We start from the raw sequence: 19110 nt of genomic DNA, 5'->3' as shown, positions 1-19110 counted from the left end.
GGGAGGCTCTCATGACCGCAACTGTTGCAGCCATGAAGACAATCAATTCGACCGAACTCGAGCCGTTTCGCCCGGCTTACGCCCCCGATGACAAGACGCTTGTCGAAGCGCTTCTGAAGGAAGCCAACACCGACCCCGTGGTGGAGAAACTGATCGACCAGCGCGCCCGCGGTTATATTCAGGACATGCGCTCGGTCCAGGTCGGTCTCGGCGGCGTGGAAGACTTCATGCGCGAATTCGGTCTGACCACCCGTGAAGGCCTGGCCATGATGGTGCTGGCGGAAGCTCTGCTGCGCGTTCCGGACGCAAAGACCGCGGACAAGCTGATCGAGGACAAGCTGGCGGCAGCCCGCTTCGACGATCCCTCAGGCCCGAAATCCGACACATGGCTTGTCTCCGCCTCTTCCTGGGCGCTGGGCGTCACCTCTCGTCTGCTGCATCCGGGCGACACGCCCCAGTCGATCCTGTCGAGCCTCGTCAAGCGCATGGGCATGCCGACCGTGCGCATGGCAACCCGCAAGGCAATGCGCCTGCTCGGTCACCAGTTCGTGCTTGGCGAAACCATCCAGAAGGCTCTGGAACGCGCCAGGACCCAGGAAGCGAAGGGCTATCGCTATTCCTATGACATGCTGGGCGAAGGAGCGCGTACCCAGAAGGACGCCGAGCGTTACTTCCAGTCCTATGCCAAGGCAATTGCCGCCATCGGCAAGGCCGCGGGCGACAAGCAACTGCCGGAACGACCGGGCATTTCGGTGAAGCTTTCCGCGCTGCATCCGCGCTATCAGGCCGTCAACGGCGAGCGCGTGCGCGACGAGCTTCTGCCGAAGCTGCGCGAACTGGCGCAGATGGCCAAGGACCACAACCTCAACTTCACCGTCGATGCGGAAGAAGCCGATCGACTGGAGATCTCTCTGGATATCATCGCGGCCATGCTGACCGATCCGGTCACCGAGGGCTGGGATGGCTTTGGACTGGCGGTTCAGGCTTATCAGAAGCGCGGCATTCACGTGATCGACTGGCTGGTCAACGCAGCCCGCAAGACCAATCGCAAACTGATGGTGCGCCTCGTAAAGGGCGCCTATTGGGATACGGAAATCAAGCACGCCCAGGAAGGCGGTGCGGAAGGCTATCCGGTGTTCTCGCGCAAGGCGGCGACGGATCTGTCCTATCTGTGCTGCGCCAAGCGGATGCTGGCGGCACGGGATGTGCTCTACCCGCAGTTCGCCACCCACAACGCACTGACAGTTGCACAGATCATCGAACTCTCCGGTGGCAAGGCGGAAGGGTACGAGTTCCAGCGCCTGCATGGCATGGGCGAAAGCCTTTACAAATCCGTTGTCGAACGCGACGGTTTCCCGTGCCGGATCTATGCCCCGGTCGGTGGTCACAAGGACCTGCTGGCCTATCTCGTCCGCCGCCTTCTGGAAAACGGCGCCAACTCCTCCTTCGTCACCATCGTGGGCGATGCCTCCGTGCCGGTTGAAAAGATGCTCAAGCGGCCGAAGGAACTGCTGGATAGCGGCCACCATTCCATCAACCGGTCGATCCCGCTGCCAAAGGACCTTTACGATGATAGCCGGCAAAATTCCAACGGCGTGGAATTTGGCTGTGCGGCAGAACGCAATTTGCTGACGTCCGGCATGGCGAAAACCACAGCACCGTTCACCGAGGCCGCCCCGCTTGGCGCGGGGCTGAAACCGTCGGGCGACGCCAATCCGGTGTTTGCCCCGATGGACGGCACGACCAAGGTCGGCACGGTGCGCTTCGCGGACAGCGAAACGGCCCGCCTTGCTGTCGAAAATGCCCAGAAGGGGTTCGAGAAATGGTCGCGCAGACCGGTTGAAGAGCGGGCGGCTGCCATCGACAGGGTTGGCGATCTGCTGGAGGCCAACCGGGACCGTCTGATGACGATCCTCTCATTGGAAGCCGGCAAGTGCCTGACCGATGGCATTGCCGAAATCCGCGAGGCAGTCGACTTCTGCCGATACTACGCGGCCGAAGCCAGAAACCTTTTCGGTGAAGGCAAGCTGATGCCCGGACCGACAGGCGAGGAAAACCGCTACCGCTATCGGGGCCGCGGCGTCTTCGTCTGCATTTCTCCCTGGAACTTCCCGCTGGCGATCTTCCTCGGTCAGGTCAGCGCAGCTTTGATGGCGGGCAACGCCGTCGTCGCCAAGCCCGCGGAACAGACACCGCTGATCGCTTATGAAACGGCCAAGCTGATGTATCAGGCCGGTATCCCCGAAGATGTCTTCTACCTGCTCCCGGGCGAAGGTGATGTAGGTGCCGCACTGACCTCCCATCCGGCTGTTGCCGGGGTGGCCTTTACCGGATCGACCGAAACCGCCTGGCTGATCAACGGCACGCTGGCCGCAAAACGCGGCCCGATCGTTCCGCTCGTTGCCGAAACGGGCGGGATCAACGCGATGATCGTAGATGCGACGGCCCTGCCGGAACAGGTCTGCGATGACGTCATGATGTCCGCCTTCCGCTCCGCCGGTCAGCGCTGCTCGGCACTGCGTTTGCTTTATGTGCAGGAGGATGTCGCCGATCATCTGCTGGACATGCTGGAAGGCGCAGCGAAAGAACTCAGTTTGGGCGACCCGCGCCTGCCGTCCACCGATATCGGGCCGGTTATCGATGAGGAAGCGCGCGACAACATTCTCTCCCATGTCGATGACATGAAGGAGAGCCAGAAACTGCGCTATGCCGGCAAGACGCCGCACGGCAAGCTGGCCAATGGTTCCTGGGTCGCCCCGCACATCATCGAACTGGACAAGGCCGAGGCCCTGACACGGGAAGTCTTCGGACCTGTCCTGCATTTGGTCCGCTACAAGGCGGGCGATCTCGACAAGGTCCTGGAACAGATCGCGGGCACCGGCTACGGCCTGACGCTCGGCGTTCACAGCCGTATCGATGCAACGGTGAAGAAGGTCGTCGACCGGCTGTCCGTCGGCAACGTCTATGTCAACCGCAACACCATCGGCGCGGTTGTCGGCACCCAGCCCTTCGGCGGCTCCGGCCTGTCCGGCACCGGCCCCAAGGCCGGCGGCCCGGCTTATCTGTACCGGTTCGCCCTGGAACAGGTGGTGTCCATCAACACCGCGGCCGCCGGTGGCAACGCAAGCCTGGTGGCGGCTTCGGACGATTGATTAGCCAACTCGTGGTCTGAGAGATGGCTCCCTTACCGCCTCGCGTTTGAAGGGAGCCATTTCCGGAGATTGATATACAAGAGTTCGTTTTACTTATCGGACAATGCCGCTTCGCATTCCGCGAACTTCGTGACCAAGCGGTTCAATGACCTGTCGTGTAGGAGGCCGGGGATATCGCGTGCCAAAAAAAAGGAATATTTATCGACAAGTTGCATAAATGATCCCTGCATTGTTTGGCACGCGCCAAACGCGCGCACCTCGTTCCGGTATTCTTCCGAACGCAAGCTTAACCCAGATGTGATGGCGTATAGCCTATAAAGCTCCCAACTATTTTCCGAGTAAAGACGCCAATAAATCTTTTCCTTGAACCTGAACCATTCGTACTGATCCCCTCTTGTTTCCGCTAGAAAGCCAGGGTCGTCCAGATCTTTCATCTCGCGGAGAGTACGCTCCATAACTCGCAGATAAGCCTGAAATACTTTCGCAGGTGTGTCGAGCTCTGCAGATGGTTCTTTGCCGAGCTGATAGCGACAGTCTTCACTTTTGCTCAAGAAATCGAAGTAGGTTTTCTGAACCTGGGTAGGGGAACGAAAACGAACTTCAGGTTGGACGACAATGTCCGAGAAAGTAACTAGGACCGCGACGGCTTTCTGACACTTCCAGAGGTCTTTCAGATGCGACCTTCTCGTAACAGATGAGCTTTCCTGTGGTTGAGTTTCGATACTCTGCAGTGCTGTCTGATACGGAACTTGAATTTCTTCGAGTTCTTCTCTGATCCTCTCCAACTCTGGTTGACGCTCTGTTGGATCTTGCAGTTCGAGAATCTCCATCAAGCGTTCATGAAGTTGCTCAAGTTGCAACATCATTTCGGAAGTGATTCTTTCGGCGTCTTTGTCGCTCAGTGGAGTAGAACTACTGGCGGCGCAGACATGGCTAAAAATAAAAACAAAAAAGAGAAAGATCAGTTTCATCGGATTTCTTTTAAATTTCGTGTTTAAGCCCTTCTTGGAAACGCATATGGCAGGCTCAAGTCAAGAGCTTATCTGAATTCGAATGTGATTTACGGGAGAATCAGCTCCCTCGCGGTTTTGCCCTTCTCGTCGCCTCGGCCTCGGTCGGGTCGTCCGGCCAGGGGTGCCTTGGATATCGGCCCTTCATGTCGGCTTTCACATCCGCCCAGGAGCCTTGCCAGAAGCCGGGAAGATCCTTCGTGATCTGGATCGGCCGTTGTGCCGGGGAGAGGAGTTCCAGGATCAGCGGCAATCTGCCTTCGCAGACGCTCGGATGCTCCTTGAGGCCGAAGAGTTCCTGCACGCGAATGGAAAGCGTCGGACCTGCGGCCGCACCATAGTCGATCGGCACCTTGCTGCCTGTCGGCGCGGTGAAGTGCGAGGGGGCAAGGTTGTCCAGCCGTGCAGATGCATCATAGGGCAGGAGCGCCGCAAGCGCGTTGCCCAGCACGGCGGTATCGATTGCGGCAAGGCTCGTGCAGCCGGCGAGATAGGGCTGCAGCCAGGTTTCCAGGGTTTCCGTCAAGGTGCCGTCGGAAAGGTCCGGCAGATCCTGCGCGCCGTTCTCCCGGGCATAGGCGACACGTTTCTTCAGCCGTTCCTGTTCCTTGCTCCAGGGCAGGCGGGAGACGCCGCGCCGGCGGATCTCGGCAATCAGGGCCCGTTCGACAGCTGCCGGATCTGCTGACTGGATCTGGACGGACTTCAGTTCAACCGCCTTGTAGCGGGTGACACGCCGCGCCTTCAGCGCACCATCGCCTGTCAACTGGACTTCATCCTGCTCGACGATGTTTGCAGCAAACAGATCCTCGATATCGGCCTTGGAGATCGGCGCGCACAGCTGAATGCGCCCGGTTGCGGCCTTGCCCTGAATATCGGCAACAGTCAGGAAGGCTTCCCGGGAAAGGGCATGTTCCGCCTCCAGCTCGGCGCCCCGGCCGTTCGCAAGGCGGAAGCGGCCGGTCTGCCCGCGTTGCTGGGCCACCCGGTCAGGATAGGCAAGGGCGAGCAGAAGTCCGGCGCTTTCCGGGTCTATCTCCCTGCCTGTTCCGCCCGCCTGCTTCAGCCAGCGCTCGGCAAGTTGGCGGCCGTCTTTTACACGTTGGCTCTTGTCATGGCGCAAAGCCTGCAAACGCGCACGCAGGTCGGGATCCCGGCCGCCAAGGCCCGGTTCGGACAGCACCAGCGCGATCATCGCGGCGGTAAAGCCGAGATCGCGGGCAACGCCCTCCATCACCATGTGGGCCAGGCGTGGATGCAGCGGGAGCGTCGCCAGTGCCTTGCCGTCATTGGTCAGACGTCCGTGGTCATCCAGAGCGTGCAGATCCTGAAGCAGAACCTTCGCTTCGCTCCAGGCCGCAATTGGGGGCTGGTCGGCAAAGGCGAGGGCTGCCGGATCGAGCGTCCCCCAGGCCGCCAGGTCCAGCACCAGGCCGGTGAGATCCGCTTCCAGGATTTCCGGAGCCTCTGCCTGTGGCAGGGCCACGGTCTGGGCTTCGTCCCAGAGCCTGTAGCAGACACCGGGCTCGGTACGTCCGGCGCGGCCTCTCCGCTGATCGGCGGAAGCGCGGGAGACGCGCACGGTTTCCAGCCGGGTCAGTCCGGTATGCGGTTCATATTTCGGCACCCGCGCCAGACCGCTGTCGATAACGACACGCACACCTTCGATCGTCAGCGAGGTTTGGGCGATGGCACTGGCCAGCACGATCTTGCGACTGCCGGCATCGGCCGGCCGAATGGCTGCGTCCTGGGCCTTGGCGTCCAGTCCGCCGTAAAGCGGCGCGACCTGGCAATTGGCGGGAAGCTTTCCGTCCAGCATCTCGGCGGTACGGCGGATCTCGCCCTGGCCGGGCAGAAACACCAGCATGGAACCTGTTTCTTCCGCAAGAGCCTGCCGGATCGCTCGCACCGTCTGCGGTTCGATGCGCTCGTTGGGTGTTCGCCCCAGGTAAAGTGTTTCGACCGGGTAGCTGCGGCCCGTGCTTTCGATGACAGGTGCGTCGCCAAGCAGGCGTGAAATGCCGGCAGCATCGAGCGTTGCGGACATCGGAAGCAGACGAAGGTCGTCGCGCAGTGCAGCCTGCACATCCAGCGCCAGCGCCAGTCCGAGATCGCCGTCAAGCGAGCGTTCGTGAAATTCGTCAAAGAGAATGGCAGCAACGCCCGTCAGTTCCGGATCGTCCAGGATCAGTCGGGTGAATACACCTTCCGTGATGACCTCTATTCGAGTGTGTGAACTGACTTTCGTTTCCATGCGCACACGGTAACCGACGGTCTCGCCTGGCTTTTCGCCAAGTTCGGCTGCCATCCGGCGTGCAGCGGCACGGGCAGCAAGACGCCTCGGTTCCAGTACCAGGATCTTGCCGTCGCCGCGCCAGGTTGCGTTCAAAAGAGCCAGCGGCACGCGGGTCGTCTTGCCCGCGCCCGGTTCGGCAACAAGAACTGCGTTCAGCCTTGCATCAAGCGTTGCCAGAAGCTCCGGCAGGACACCGTCGATCGGCAGGGGTGCCGCGAAGGCTGGGGCAGTGGACATGACGGGCCCGCGTCAGCTCGCGCCCGATGCGGCGCCTGCGGTCCATTGCCGTCCTTGCATGTCGACGGCAAAGGCTTCCGGTGCGCGTGCGAAGGAGGCAAGGCCTTCCAGGGCCGGATCGGGATGCCGGACGATGAAGGTCGGTATCTTGGCCATCAAGGCCTCATGGGGTGCCTTGGCCTCAAAGGCGGCGCGGAAGCCCCCGTCCGTGAGGAAGCGTGTGATCCGCGACGTGACACCGCCAGTCAGATAGACACCGCCCCGTGCCAGAACCGCGAGGGCAAAATCACCGGCCACACGGCCAAGGGCCCTGGCAAAGACTTCCAGCGTCTTCACCGCTACCGGATCGTTTGCCTCTGCGGCCGTTGTGATGCTTGCCGCCGTTTTGAAGTCGCGGTCCGCGCCCATATAGGCGGCAACGCCCCGGGCAAGGCGGGGCAGGCCTGTGCCGCTAAGGATCTGTTCGGCGCCAAGCCGTCCGCCGACGAGTTCGATATGCGGCCAGATGGCAACGTCTTCCGGGCTTACCGGCCCGAGTTCCACATGGCCACCTTCGCCCGGAACGGGAACCCAGGTCTGGGCGGCATAGATCATCGCAGCGGCGCCGAGGCCCGTGCCCGGACCGAGGACAAACTTGGCGCTCTCTTCGCGGATCGTGCCGGAGCCGACCTGTTCGATATCGCTGCCGCTATATCCTGGCAAGGCCAGTGCCTGCGCTTCGAAATCGTTGAGCACGATGACTTCGTCCAGACCGAGGTCGGCGATCATCTTCAGCGGCTCGATCACCCAGGCCGCGTTGGTGAGGGGGATCCTGTCACCGGTGACGGGACCGGCAACCGCGATGATTGCCGTGCGTGGTTTCGGATCGGTTTCCGGCAGCACCACTTCGCGGATCGCGGAAGAAATGTCGGGATGATCCGCGGTCGCCGTCTTGCCGCACATGCGGGTGGGCGCCTCAGCGTCGTCAACCAGAGCGAAACGGGCGTTGGTGCCGCCGATATCGGCAACCAGAACCGGATAGGCAAAGGATTTGGTGTTCTTGGAAAAACTCATGAGGACAAGGAGCCAACTTCAGGTGTCGCGGATGTGGTCTTGAGGCCCTGCAGGCGGGCGGAGCGCAGCAGGATATCCGCAGTCGACGGATTGAGCGCCATCGGCATGTCATAGACCACTGCAAGGCGCATCAGGGCTTTCACATCAACATCATGCGGCATGGGCGATAGCGGATCGACGAAGAAGAACAGGCCCTGGAGCTTGCCTTCGGCAATCATCGCGCCGATTTGCTGGTCGCCGCCCAGCGGGCCGCTTTTCAGCCTTGTGACCTTGAGATCCGGACAGGCTTCCAGAATGCGGCCGCCCGTGGTGCCTGTGCTGACAAGTTCGAAAACCGCGAGTTTGTCCTGGTGCCGTCTGGCGAACTCGACCATGGCGTCTTTTTTGGCGTCATGCGCGACAAGCGCAAGAGTAGGCGTGGCAGGCATCAGCGGTCCTCTGGGGTCTATGCAATCCGGATCGATTGAATAGCCGAAAGCTGATCGAAACCAAAGTCCCGGGAGACCAGTTCGTCCCCGGAGGAAACCGGACGAAAAGGCACCCTGGCAGGAAGCGACAGCGGCGGGGAAGTGTTTAGCCGTTCAAAGCGCTTTAGGCAAAGGAAGATGAACGGGCGGGCGCAGAACCTGTTCCCCTTGGGCAGATCATTGGCAGGGAGCAAAAGAAAATGCCGCGTCCCGGCCCGGAACGCGGCAGACAATAAGGAGAATGGAGACGTGGCGATCAGTCGAACAGATTACAGCGGATCGGTTCGCGGCCGGCAACGCGCTGGAAGTAGGGATCGGGTTCCGGCAGATGCAGCCCGGCGATCTCCATCACCAGCTTCATGCGGATCGCGTCTGCAAAGCCTTCCTGACTGCGAACGGGGATGGCGAAGGAGCCCGGGCCGCCGATCACACAATCCTCGTAATAGTGGTCGAGGTTGAGCATCGCCTGCCAGGTGTTCTTGTTCGACTTCATCATCAGAGGCAAACCGTTGATGGTCACGCCTGAGGCAACCATGCGATCACGCATGGCAGTCACGGAGCCGCCCTGGTTGTTCGGGCCGTCACCGGAAATGTCGATTACGCGGCGCAGGCCTTCATACTGGTTGTTCTGAACCAGAAAGACCGACTTTTCGAGCGCCGAGGCGATGGAGGTGCGCTGGACCTGCCGAAGCGGGGCCTCGGCAATCTTGGAAGCGAAGTGTGCTGCCGAGCTTGCATCCTGGATCACCGTCCAGTCGGCGACGATGAAATGCTCATCGACCCCGCCCCATTCCATGTAGGTCACGGCAACGCGGCCGATCGGACCGACCTGAATGGCGTCAAGAAATTCCCTGGAGGTGAGAGCGGCAACATACCCGGCGCGCTGCACTTCCTGTTCTTCTGTATCCATGGATTGGGAGATGTCGACGGCCAGGACAAGTTCGACGTCCACTTCGTTGGCCGGATCATAGCTGTATTGTGAAGAAGCCATCAGAGCCGGACGGTAGTCTCGGGCTGCGGCTGGGGCGGCGAAAAGAAGTGCCGCACAAATAAGTGACAGTAAACTTGTAACCGTCAGTGCACAGTCTGTTTTGGTTATGTCGAGACGCATGGTTTTTCTCCTTACTTCAGCCTTGCGGCTGGGTGGCCACGTCTCCCCTGTTTATTTTGTCGTTGAATTCCTTATCTTTCCGTTTCTCGTGATTCCTAACAAGGCATTGGCTGAATGCCTTGGATGAGCTTGGAAATTTACTTAGCAAGCTACATGCCAAACGTAGCGTAATATTCCTTGGCTGGCAAAAGTAATGTGCACGGAGTGCATGTTCTATCCACAGGCACGGGATATCTTCCGGATTTGCTAGGCAAATTTTTCATCCGTGGATCCGCGTCGAGCCTTACGTTTAGGTAAGGTGGTGATTTCTTGAGTTTTTTCAATCCGCCTTGTCGGTCACATTTTTGCGCGAAACTTTGAGAAACTCGGGCGAGAGAACCTGTTTGAGACCCAAAACAGCCGACGTTTCAGCAACTTCTCAAGCGCCTAACATGCGCGTTCTAATTAGCTGTTTTTCGGCCGGAAAGACGAAGGTTTTCAAAGTGGGGGACAAATCCATCGGCAATTATTGCCGTGCAGCTAGGCAAATTTTGCCGGGTTGTTTCTGGAAATCGGCAGCTTTGGGCAGAATTTGCCGCCGTTCAGAAGTGGTACTCGGCGCTGATTGCTGCCCAGAAATGCAGCAATCAGCCAGAAAATTGGCAGTTTTTTTTGTTGACGGCAAAGGCAAGGCTGGTCATGATCTGAAGAAATTCTCACTTGGTGAAGAATTTTTCGGCCGGCCTTCGCGGCCCCGGAAAACAAAAGCTCCGAAGAGAGCAGGGCATAGCCGGACCGTTGCGGTCAACCGCTTCGCATGGCTGGACAGGCGGGTGTTTCATCTTGCGGGATGCAATTCCATCAAGCCGGGCGTTTTGAGAGTGGTTGAGTATCCTGTCCGCCGGAAGGCGTGCGCAAGGGCTCTGGAGGGGAAGGTTTCGACGCGGAATGCAGACACGCGACGACGACTGGACATCATATATGGCCATCCGGGCGGCCTGGCTGTCTTTTGTTGGCGGCCGTACGCAGGGTGAAATCGCCTCGCAGCTCGGCGTTTCGCCTGCCAAGGTGCATCGCCTGATCGCTCATGCGCAGAAAGCCGGTTTCGTCAAATTCCAGGTCGATGGTCGCCCGATGGAATGCCTCCAGCTTGAAAAGGAGCTGACGGAGCATTTCGGCCTGACGAACTGCATCATTGCTCCCGATCTTGGTGGCGGCGACGACGACAGCGCCCTCAGGGCCGTCGCCGTGTCCGCGGCACAGTTCCTGTCTGGAATGCTCGGTGGGTCAAACGTCACGCGTCTGGGCGTTGGCATGGGCCGCACGCTGACCGCGGCTGTCGAAGCGTTGCCGAAAGTGGCGAGAACCGATCTCGAAATCATGTCGATCTGCGGATCCCTGACGCGCACGCTTGCTGCCAACCCCTATGACATCGTCCAGAAGATGCAGGAGCGCACAGGCGGCATCGGCTATTATCTGCCGGTTCCCTATTTTGCCGAAAACCAGGACGAAAAGGCGATGTTCCTGACCCAGCGCAGCGTGCAGGACCTGATGGATCGCGCGCGCCAGTCGGATGCCTTTCTCATCGGCATCGGTTCGGTCGAGAACGAGGGCCATCTTGTCCAGCGCGGCATGATTTCCAAAAAAGAACAGGAAGATTTGCTGTCGGGCGGCGCCGTCTGTGATTTGATGGGGCGCTTTCTGACGATCGAGGGAAAATTGGCCCCGGATCCGCTCGGCGATTGTGCCGTGGGTCTGCATTTCGACGAAGTGCGCGGGCGCCGCGTGATTGCGCTGGTAGGTGGGGAGAGCAAGGTGGATGCCACGCTCGCGGCCCTGCGTACCGGTGTCATTACCGACCTTGTGGCAGACGAGACCCTTGCGAGGGCTCTGACGGCACGGGCCGGATTGCAGCTGGCACAGTCCGCATGATGCGGCTGGGTCACGAGGGGAAACGGGCCGGCCAAAAGGCAGGCCCCCGCATGTCGGAGGACATATAAGTGAAAAAGCTTCTTACCATCGGCACCGCGCTTGCCGGCCTGGCCTTTACTGCCGTGGGCGCATTGGCAGCCGATATCAAGCCGGCAGTGCTTTACGATCTGGGCGGCCGTTTCGACAAGTCGTTCAACGAAGGCGCATACAACGGTGCTGAAAAGTTCAAGGAAGACACCGGCGTCGAATACCGCGATTTCGAAATCCAGAACGACAGCCAGCGCGAGCAGGCCCTGCGCAACTTTGCCAAGCGCGGCATGAACCCGATCGTTGCCATCGGCTTCTCCCAGGCCAACGCCGTGGAAAAGGTTGCCAAGGAATTCCCGGACACGCAGTTCGCGATCGTTGACATGGTCGTCGACCTGCCGAACGTGCGCTCCATCCTGTTCAAGGAGCAGGAAGGCTCCTACATCGTCGGCATGCTGGCTGCGATGGCGTCCGAAACCGGCAAGGTCGGCTTTGTCGGCGGCATGGACATTCCGCTTATCCGCAAGTTCTCCTGTGGTTACAAGCAGGGCGTAATGGCTGCAAACCCGAAGGCGGAAGTCTTCGAGAACATGACCGGCACCACCGGTGCGGCCTGGAACGATCCGGTCAAGGGTGGCGAACTCGCCAAGTCCCAGTTCGACCGTGGCGCTGACGTTGTCTATCACGCTGCCGGCGGCACCGGCATCGGTGTTCTGCAGGCCGCTGCTGACGCCGGCAAGCTCGGCATCGGCGTCGACAGCAACCAGAACAACCTGCATCCGGGTTCCGTCCTGACCTCCATGCTGAAGCGCGTCGACATTGCCGTCTACCAGGCGTTCGAAGATGCGGCCAACGACAGCTGGTCTTCCGGCTTCGAAGTCCTCGGCCTCAAGGAAGGTGGCGTCGACTGGGCGCTGGACGACAACAACGCCGAACTCGTCAACGACGAGATGAAAGCAAAGGTCGAAGAAGCGACCCAGAAGATCATCTCCGGCGAGATCGAAGTTCACGACTACATGGCTGATCAGTCCTGCCCGATGTAAGGCAGTCGTTTTGGACCTCCGCGCGATAGCGTGCGGAGGTCCACCTGTATTTCTAGCGTGCCCAACCCGTTTTTTCGGAGGACAGGATGCTCCGTCTCACATCAGGCGTCATTGCTGCGGCCTGCGCTGTCTTCATGACAACAACCGCAACTCTGGCCGAACCGGCCATCGTTTATTCCGTCGGCGGGAAGTTCGACGGGTCTTTCAACGAAAGCGCCTTTGCCGGCGTGAAACGGTTTCAGGACCAGGGCGGCGACGTCAGGGAATTCGAGTTGGAGCGTGATGCGCAAAGCCTGCAGGCACTGCGGAACTTTGCCAGCCGGGGCGCGTCCCCCGTTGTCGCAATCGGTTTCAACCAGGCCAACGCGCTTGGCCAGGTGGCTCCCAATTTTCCAAAGACGGATTTTGCCATCGTCGACATGGTGGTCGATCAGCCGAACGTGCGCTCCTATGTGTTCAAGGAACATGAGGGTGCCTATATCGGCGGTCTGCTGGCCGGCATGGCCTCCAAGAGCGGCACCATCGGTTTTGTCGGCGGCATGGATATCCCGATCATCCAGCGGTTTCTGTGCGGCTACAAGCAGGGCGGCCAGGCCGCAAGGGCGGATATCAGGGTTCTGTCCAACATGACGGGCGATACGCCGGCGGCTTTCGCGGATCCTGTTCGCGGCGGAGAACTTGCCATCGGCCAGATCAATCAGGGCGCCGATGTGATCATTCAGGCAGCGGGCGGAACCGGCATTGGTGTGCTGCAAGCAGCTGCCGACAAGGGCGTTCTCGGTATGGGCACCGATAGCAACCAGAACGGCCTGCACCCGGGCAAGGTTCTGACCTCTATCCGCAAGCGCGTGGACAACGCCGTCTACGACAGCTTTCAGGCGGCGAAGGACGGGACCTTCGAACCCGGCATAAAGGTGCTGGGCGTCGCGGACGGCGGCATGGACTGGGTGCTGGACGAAAACAACAAGGACCTGATCACGCCGGACATGAAAGCGGCGGCGGATGCCGCCGTTGCGGCCATCTCCGACGGCACAGTCAAGGTTCATGACGTCGTCACCGACGGAGCATGTCCTTTCTGATCGGGACACCGCGAGGCAGCGGCGAGGGGCAATAACAATGACAAAGAAAAACAGTCAGGCCTGGGGGAACGCATGAGCGATACGCCGGCAATCGAACTGCGCAAGATCAACAAGCGCTTTGGCCCGGTTCACGCCAACAAGGACATTGACCTTGTGGTGAAGAAGGGCTCCATCCACGGTATCATCGGAGAGAACGGGGCGGGCAAGTCGACGCTCATGTCCATTCTCTACGGTTTCTATCAGGCCGATGACGGCGACATCCTGGTGGACGGCAAGAAGGTCACGATCTCGGACTCGAAAGCCGCCATCGGCATGGGCATCGGCATGGTGCATCAGCATTTCATGCTGGTCGACAATTTCTCGGTCCTGGAAAACGTGGTTCTGGGCGCCGAGGACAGCGCGCTCCTGTCCGGCGGCATCAATCGCGCCAAGACAGAACTCAAGCGGCTGGAAGAAGAATACGAACTGCGGGTCGATCCGGACGCCCTGATCCAGGATCTGCCGGTTGGTCTGCAGCAGCGGGTGGAGATCCTGAAGGCGCTCTACCGCAGCGCGGAGGTTCTGATCCTTGACGAGCCGACCGGTGTTCTGACCCCGGCCGAAGCCGATCACCTGTTCAAGATCCTCGAAGTTCTGAAGAACGAAGGCAAGACGGTTCTCCTGATCACGCACAAGCTGCGCGAGATCATGGCGGCGACCGATACTGTTTCCGTGATGCGCCGCGGCGAGATGGTGGCGACGCGCGAAACCGCGAAGACCTCGATGGAAGAACTCGCCGAGCTTATGGTCGGCCGCAGCGTGCTGCTGCGTGTCGACAAGAAACCGGCGCAACCCAAGGCTCCGGTGATGGAGGTCGAGAACCTCACGGTGACAGACAGCCGCGGCGTGCAGGTGGTCAAGGACGTTTCCTTCAATGTGCGTGCGGGAGAGATTGTCGGCATCGCCGGTGTCTCCGGCAACGGCCAGTCGGAACTGCTGGAAACGCTCGCGGGCATTCGCCGCGCCACCAGAGGTACGCTGAAGATCAACGGCGAGACAATCGATCTGGGAACGAGCACGCTCGACGCTGCCGACATGCGCGCCAAGAACATGGGCCACGTGCCGGAAGACCGGCACCGGATGGGCCTGATCAATTCCTTCTCCGAATACGAGAATTCGATCCTTGGCTACCATCGCGACCCGGCCTACTCCCGGGGCCTTCTGATGGATCTTGCTGCCATCAAGAAGAACGCCGTGGCCGAGATCGAGAAATACGACATCCGCCCGCCCAACCCGATGCTGAAGACCGCCAATTTCTCGGGCGGCAACCAGCAGAAGATCGTGCTGGCGCGCGAGATCGAGCGCGATCCGGAAGTGCTTCTGGTCGGTCAGCCGACGCGCGGCGTCGATATCGGCGCCATCGAGTTCATCCACCGCCGGATTGTGGAAATGCGCGATGCCGGCAAGGGCATTTTGCTGGTGTCGGTGGAACTCGACGAAATCCGGGCGCTGTCCGACCGGGTGCTGGTAATGTTCGACGGCAAGATCGTCGGTGAACGCGGCGGCGATGCGGAAGAAGGCGAACTTGGCCTGCTGATGGCCGGTGTGGAAGATAACAACAAGATGGCTGTTGAAGGAGGCGCCCGATGAGTGCCGGTCAGCTCCCGCGCTGGGTCGATTACGGCCTGATCCCGTTCCTGAACCTGGCCGCCGCCTTCCTGGTGTCCGGCCTCGTCGTTGTCCTGATCGGGGAAAACCCGCTGGACGCGGTGCAGCTTCTGGTCTGGGGCTCCATTGGCTATGGCGAAGGCATCGGCTTCACGCTGTTCTATGCCACCAACTTCATCTTCACAGGCCTGGCCGTGGCCGTTGCCTTTCATGCCGGGTTGTTCAACATCGGCGGTGAGGGCCAGGCCTATATCGGTGGTCTAGGGGTCGCCATTGCCTGTCTGGCGCTGGACCACATCGTTCCTTGGTACATCACCTTGCCGTTTGCCATCATCGGCTCGGCGCTGATGGGGGCCGCCTGGGCGTTCATCCCGGCCTGGCTGCAGGCCACCCGCGGCAGCCACGTGGTGATCACCACGATCATGTTCAACTTCATCGCCTCGTCGCTGATGGTCTATCTGCTCAACAACGCGTTGAAGAAGCCAGGCTCGATGCAGCCGGAAACGCGAACCTTCGAGGATGGCGGCCGTCTGCCGTTCCTGAACGACATCTTCCCGTCCTTCGGCTTCGGCTATGCGCCGGTCAACCTGTCGCTCTTCGTGGCGCTGGCGGCTTGTGTCCTGGTCTGGTTCCTGATCTGGCGCACAAAGCTCGGTTTCGAGATCCGGTCCTTCGGTGCCAACGCCACAGCCGCGGTCTATGCCGGCATCTCGCCGGTGCGCACCATCGTCATCACCATGCTCATATCCGGTGGTCTTGCAGGCATGATGGCGATCAACGAGATCATGGGGTCACAGCACCGTCTGCTGATCGATTTCGTGACCGGCTACGGCTTCGTCGGTATCGCGGTTGCCCTCATGGGGCGGGCGCATCCGGTCGGCATCGTTCTGGCGTCGATCCTGTTCGGCATGCTCTATCAGGGCGGCGCGGAACTTTCGTTCGAAATGCCCAATATCACGCGAGACATGATCATCGTCATCCAGGGCCTTGTGATCCTGTTTGCCGGTGCGCTTGAGCACATGTTCCGCCCGGCCATCATCAAGCTGTTCACGCCCTCCCGGGCTCTTGCCGAGAAGGAGGCGTGATCATGTTCGAGATCGTGATCCTGACACTTGATTCCACAGTCCGCCTGTCGACACCACTTCTGCTGGCCTGTCTGGCAGGGCTTTACTCTGAACGCTCCGGCGTGGTCGATATCGGCCTGGAAGGAAAGATGCTCGGCGCAGCCTTTGGGGCGGGTGCGGTCGCCTACATGACCGGAAACGCCTGGATCGGCCTTCTGGCGGGCATGGCGGTTTCGATCGGCCTGGCGCTGATCCACGGCTTTGCCTCCATTACCAACCGCGGCAACCAGATCGTTTCCGGCGTCGCCATCAACTTCCTGGCAGCGGGCCTGACCGCGTTGCTCGGGCAGACATGGTTCCGCCAGGGCGGTCGTACACCCTCACTGCCGGAAGGCGGACGGTTTAGGGACATCGTCTGGCCCTACGCGGAAGAACTGCGCGATGTTCCGATCATTGGTGGCATCTACAGCGAACTGCTGTCAGGCCACAACATCCTGGTCTACGCGGCTTTCGTGGCCGTGCCGCTGACCTGGTGGGTGCTGTTCCGCACCCGTTTCGGGCTGCGCCTGCGTGCGGTCGGGGAAAACCCGGCGGCCGTTGACACGGCCGGCATCTCTGTCACCTGGCTGCGCTACCGGGCGGTTATCGCCTGCGGTGCCCTGTGCGGTGTTGCCGGAGCATATCTTTCCATCGCCCAGTCCTCCGGCTTCATCAAGGACATGACGGCGGGCAAGGGCTTCATCGCGCTGGCGGCCCTGATTTTCGCCAAGTGGAAACCGGCCAACGCCATGTTGGCCTGCCTGTTGTTCGGCTTCCTCGATGCTGTCGCCATCCGGATGCAGGGTCAGAAATTACCCGGTATCGGCGAAATTCCGGTGCAGTTCTTCCAGGCACTGCCCTATATTCTGACCGTGATCCTGCTTGCAGGTTTCATCGGCAAGGCAATCCCGCCGAAGGCGGCTGGCATTCCGTATCTCAAGGAGCGTTCATGAGCGATCTGGACGCGTTGTTCGAGGCCGCAAAAGCGGTTCGTGAAAACGCATATGCACCCTATTCAAACTTCCTGGTCGGCGCGGCCTTGCGTGCACCGGACGGCACTGTTTTCATCGGCTGCAATGTGGAGAACGCTTCCTACCCGGTGAGCGTTTGTGCAGAAGGTGGGGCGGTCAGCGCCATGATTGCCGCCGGTTACCGCGAAATTGCGGAAGCCGTCGTCATTGGCGATGCGGCCCTGTGCACGCCGTGCGGCATGTGCCGCCAGCGTCTGAAGGAATTCGGCACGGACGATCTGGTTGTCCATGTCGCGGATCTCGACGGTATCCGGCGCAGCTTCACGATGGATGAGCTGCTGCCTGCCGCCTTCGAACTGGAATACACGTCAAAATAAGAAGGACTGACCCACAATGAGTGGTTTCGGCCGTGAATGCGCGGAGATCGTCCGCGCAGCCCGGGAGGGCTCGTACAAGATTGGCATGATCCTCGGCTCCGGCCTCGGCGCGCTCGCCGAGGAAGTCGAGGACGCTGTTCGCATTCCCTATTCGCATCTGACCGAATTTCCGGTCTCCACCGTCACGTCCCATTCCAGCGAGCTGGTTGCCGGCACGCTGTCCGGTGTACCGGTGGTGATCCTGTCGGGCCGGGCCCATTATTACGAGGGCGGTGATCCGACGGTCATGCGCACGCCGGTGGAAACGCTGAAGGAGCTCGGCTGCGAGATCCTGCTGGCAACCAATGCGGCTGGTTCCCTGCGCCAGGAAGTTGCTCCCGGCTCGCCCATGCTGATTTCCGACCACATCAACTGGTCGGGCATGAACCCGCTGATCGGTGAAGAGGACGAAAAGCGCTTCCTCGACATGAGCACCGCCTACGATGCGGACTTGCGTGCGGCGATGAAGAAAGTCGCCGAGGAAACCGGCGATCCGGTCGCCGAGGGCGTTTACATGTGGTTCTCCGGCCCATCTTTCGAGACGCCTGCCGAAATCCGCATGGCCAAGACACTGGGTGCGGATGCGGTTGGCATGTCAACCGTGCCGGAAGTCATCATGGCCAGGTTTCTGGGTATGCGCGTCGCGGCCATGTCGATTATCACCAATTACGGCGCAGGCATGCAGACGCACGCGCTGTCTCACGACGAAACCAAGTCCGTCGCCTTGCAGGGTATGGAACGCATGAAACAGCTGGTGCGGGCATTCGTGAAGGAGATCGGCCAATGACTGACATGATCGAACACGCCAAACGGGCCCTCGGGCTCGTCGACCTGACCAACCTCAACGACGACTGCACGGCGGCGGACATTTCCAAGCTGACCGGACGGACCGTGACGGATCACGGATCGGTTGCGGCTGTCTGTGTCTGGCCGCGGTTCGTGGCACAGGCCGCGCAGGAACTGACCGGCACGGGCGTGAAGGTGGCGACCGTGGTCAACTTCCCTGAAGGTGGCGAAGATACGGAAGCTGTCCTGGCCGAGACAAAGCAGGCACTTGCCGATGGAGCCGACGAGATCGACCTGGTCATGCCCTACAAGGCTTTCTGCGCTGGCCGCAAGGGCTTTGCGGAAGAGCAGATCATCCGCGTGAAGGCTGCCATTCCGGAACCGGCACTGCTCAAGGTCATCCTGGAAACGGGTGAAATCAAGGATCCGTTGCTGATCCACGCAGCCTCCAACATTGCCATTGGGGCGGGTGCGGATTTCATCAAGACTTCGACCGGCAAGGTTGCCGTCAATGCAACGCTGGAAGCAGCCGAAATCATGCTGACCGCGATCGAGGAGGCCCGGCGCGACAACGCCGAGCGTGTGATCGGCTTCAAGCCGGCCGGTGGTATCCGCACCGCCGAGGACGCGGCTGCCTACCTGGCGCTTGCCGACAAGATCATGGGCCAGAACTGGGTATCGGCACACACGTTCCGCTTTGGTGCCAGTGGTCTTCTGGATGCCCTGATCTCGACGATCGAGGGCCAGGAAATCGTGGACCACTCCCACCACGGCTATTGAGACGGCTTCAAGAAGGACAAC

General features: G+C 60.5%; 15 protein-coding genes. 10 read left to right on the top strand and 5 right to left on the bottom strand.

Annotated elements, in window-relative coordinates; genetic code table 11:
- Positions 1-11: 11 nt before the first annotated feature.
- Positions 12-3152: a bifunctional proline dehydrogenase/L-glutamate gamma-semialdehyde dehydrogenase PutA gene (gene putA / locus ACP90_RS24520; RefSeq protein ID WP_062490554.1), complete on the top strand. Its 3141-nt coding sequence runs from the start codon at positions 12-14 to the stop codon at positions 3150-3152.
- An 89-nt stretch (positions 3153-3241) separates the two neighbouring features.
- On the opposite strand, the gene ACP90_RS24515 is transcribed toward putA, so the two are convergent.
- The 5 genes from ACP90_RS24515 to ACP90_RS24490 all read right to left on the bottom strand — a co-directional run bounded on the left by ACP90_RS24515 (position 3242) and on the right by ACP90_RS24490 (position 9206).
- Positions 3242-4123: a hypothetical protein gene (locus tag ACP90_RS24515; protein ID WP_062490551.1), complete on the bottom strand. Its 882-nt coding sequence runs from the start codon at positions 4121-4123 to the stop codon at positions 3242-3244.
- Between the two features lie 100 nt (positions 4124-4223).
- Entirely contained in the window at positions 4224-6695 is a 2472-nt protein-coding gene (gene hrpB, locus ACP90_RS24510) for an ATP-dependent helicase HrpB (RefSeq protein WP_062490549.1), read from the bottom strand.
- Positions 6696-6707: 12 nt separating this feature from the next.
- A complete protein-coding gene (locus ACP90_RS24505) occupies positions 6708-7748 on the bottom strand; it encodes an ROK family protein (protein WP_062490546.1) in 1041 nt (346 codons plus the stop codon).
- The gene (locus ACP90_RS24500; RefSeq protein ID WP_022999719.1) at positions 7745-8176 is read right to left on the bottom strand and encodes a methylglyoxal synthase; all 432 of its coding nucleotides are present in this window, start codon (positions 8174-8176) and stop codon (positions 7745-7747) included. The genes ACP90_RS24505 and ACP90_RS24500 overlap by 4 nt, the downstream gene beginning before the upstream one ends.
- Before the next feature lie 295 nt (positions 8177-8471).
- Positions 8472-9206, bottom strand: coding sequence for a DUF1194 domain-containing protein (locus ACP90_RS24490; RefSeq protein WP_022999721.1), 735 nt, complete (start codon positions 9204-9206; stop codon positions 8472-8474).
- 1047 nt (positions 9207-10253) lie between these two features.
- Between ACP90_RS24490 and ACP90_RS24485 the strand changes: the two genes are divergently transcribed.
- From ACP90_RS24485 to deoC, 9 genes are all read left to right on the top strand, one after another.
- Complete coding sequence (locus tag ACP90_RS24485) at positions 10254-11237, top strand: sugar-binding transcriptional regulator (protein WP_022999723.1); 984 nt, start codon at positions 10254-10256, stop codon at positions 11235-11237.
- A 68-nt stretch (positions 11238-11305) separates the two neighbouring features.
- Complete coding sequence (locus ACP90_RS24480; RefSeq protein WP_022999724.1) at positions 11306-12307, top strand: BMP family ABC transporter substrate-binding protein; 1002 nt, start codon at positions 11306-11308, stop codon at positions 12305-12307.
- Positions 12308-12393: 86 nt separating this feature from the next.
- Positions 12394-13386, top strand: coding sequence for a BMP family ABC transporter substrate-binding protein (locus tag ACP90_RS24475; RefSeq protein WP_022999725.1), 993 nt, complete (start codon positions 12394-12396; stop codon positions 13384-13386).
- A gap of 72 nt (positions 13387-13458) precedes the next feature.
- Entirely contained in the window at positions 13459-15015 is a 1557-nt protein-coding gene (locus tag ACP90_RS24470; protein ID WP_062490543.1) for an ABC transporter ATP-binding protein, read from the top strand.
- Complete coding sequence (locus ACP90_RS24465; protein WP_062490541.1) at positions 15012-16118, top strand: ABC transporter permease; 1107 nt, start codon at positions 15012-15014, stop codon at positions 16116-16118. The genes ACP90_RS24470 and ACP90_RS24465 overlap by 4 nt, the downstream gene beginning before the upstream one ends.
- Positions 16119-16120: 2 nt before the next feature.
- Positions 16121-17089, top strand: coding sequence for an ABC transporter permease (locus ACP90_RS24460; RefSeq protein WP_031268896.1), 969 nt, complete (start codon positions 16121-16123; stop codon positions 17087-17089).
- Positions 17086-17484 carry a cytidine deaminase gene (cdd, locus tag ACP90_RS24455; RefSeq protein WP_022999729.1) on the top strand — a complete coding sequence of 133 codons (399 nt, stop codon included), beginning with the start codon at positions 17086-17088 and terminating at the stop codon, positions 17482-17484. The genes ACP90_RS24460 and cdd overlap by 4 nt, the downstream gene beginning before the upstream one ends.
- Positions 17485-17500: 16 nt before the next feature.
- A complete protein-coding gene (locus tag ACP90_RS24450; protein WP_022999730.1) occupies positions 17501-18310 on the top strand; it encodes a purine-nucleoside phosphorylase in 810 nt (269 codons plus the stop codon).
- On the top strand, positions 18307-19089 hold the full coding sequence (deoC, locus tag ACP90_RS24445) for a deoxyribose-phosphate aldolase (protein ID WP_088665174.1): 783 nt from the start codon (positions 18307-18309) through the stop codon (positions 19087-19089). Before ACP90_RS24450 ends, deoC begins: the two co-directional genes overlap by 4 nt.
- The last annotated feature ends 21 nt before the right edge of the window (positions 19090-19110 follow it).

Origin of the sequence: Labrenzia sp. CP4 (assembly GCF_001579905.1) — a bacterium.
GTDB lineage: Bacteria > Pseudomonadota > Alphaproteobacteria > Rhizobiales > Stappiaceae > Roseibium > Roseibium algicola.
The sequence above is the reverse complement of the archived record's forward strand: the minus strand, read 5'-3'. Positions and strand labels throughout refer to the sequence as shown.

Excerpts from the sequence above, each read along its gene's own strand:
- putA (WP_062490554.1), top strand. The coding sequence starts at position 12 with ATGACCGCAACTGTTGCAGCCATGAAGACAATCAATTCGACCGAACTC.
- ACP90_RS24515 (WP_062490551.1), bottom strand. The coding sequence starts at position 4,123 with ATGAAACTGATCTTTCTCTTTTTTGTTTTTATTTTTAGCCATGTCTGC.
- hrpB (WP_062490549.1), bottom strand. The coding sequence starts at position 6,695 with ATGTCCACTGCCCCAGCCTTCGCGGCACCCCTGCCGATCGACGGTGTC.
- ACP90_RS24505 (WP_062490546.1), bottom strand. The coding sequence starts at position 7,748 with ATGAGTTTTTCCAAGAACACCAAATCCTTTGCCTATCCGGTTCTGGTT.
- ACP90_RS24500 (WP_022999719.1), bottom strand. The coding sequence starts at position 8,176 with ATGCCTGCCACGCCTACTCTTGCGCTTGTCGCGCATGACGCCAAAAAA.
- ACP90_RS24490 (WP_022999721.1), bottom strand. The coding sequence starts at position 9,206 with ATGGCTTCTTCACAATACAGCTATGATCCGGCCAACGAAGTGGACGTC.
- ACP90_RS24485 (WP_022999723.1), top strand. The coding sequence starts at position 10,254 with ATGCAGACACGCGACGACGACTGGACATCATATATGGCCATCCGGGCG.
- ACP90_RS24475 (WP_022999725.1), top strand. The coding sequence starts at position 12,394 with ATGCTCCGTCTCACATCAGGCGTCATTGCTGCGGCCTGCGCTGTCTTC.
- ACP90_RS24470 (WP_062490543.1), top strand. The coding sequence starts at position 13,459 with ATGAGCGATACGCCGGCAATCGAACTGCGCAAGATCAACAAGCGCTTT.
- ACP90_RS24465 (WP_062490541.1), top strand. The coding sequence starts at position 15,012 with ATGAGTGCCGGTCAGCTCCCGCGCTGGGTCGATTACGGCCTGATCCCG.
- ACP90_RS24460 (WP_031268896.1), top strand. The coding sequence starts at position 16,121 with ATGTTCGAGATCGTGATCCTGACACTTGATTCCACAGTCCGCCTGTCG.
- cdd (WP_022999729.1), top strand. The coding sequence starts at position 17,086 with ATGAGCGATCTGGACGCGTTGTTCGAGGCCGCAAAAGCGGTTCGTGAA.
- ACP90_RS24450 (WP_022999730.1), top strand. The coding sequence starts at position 17,501 with ATGAGTGGTTTCGGCCGTGAATGCGCGGAGATCGTCCGCGCAGCCCGG.
- deoC (WP_088665174.1), top strand. The coding sequence starts at position 18,307 with ATGACTGACATGATCGAACACGCCAAACGGGCCCTCGGGCTCGTCGAC.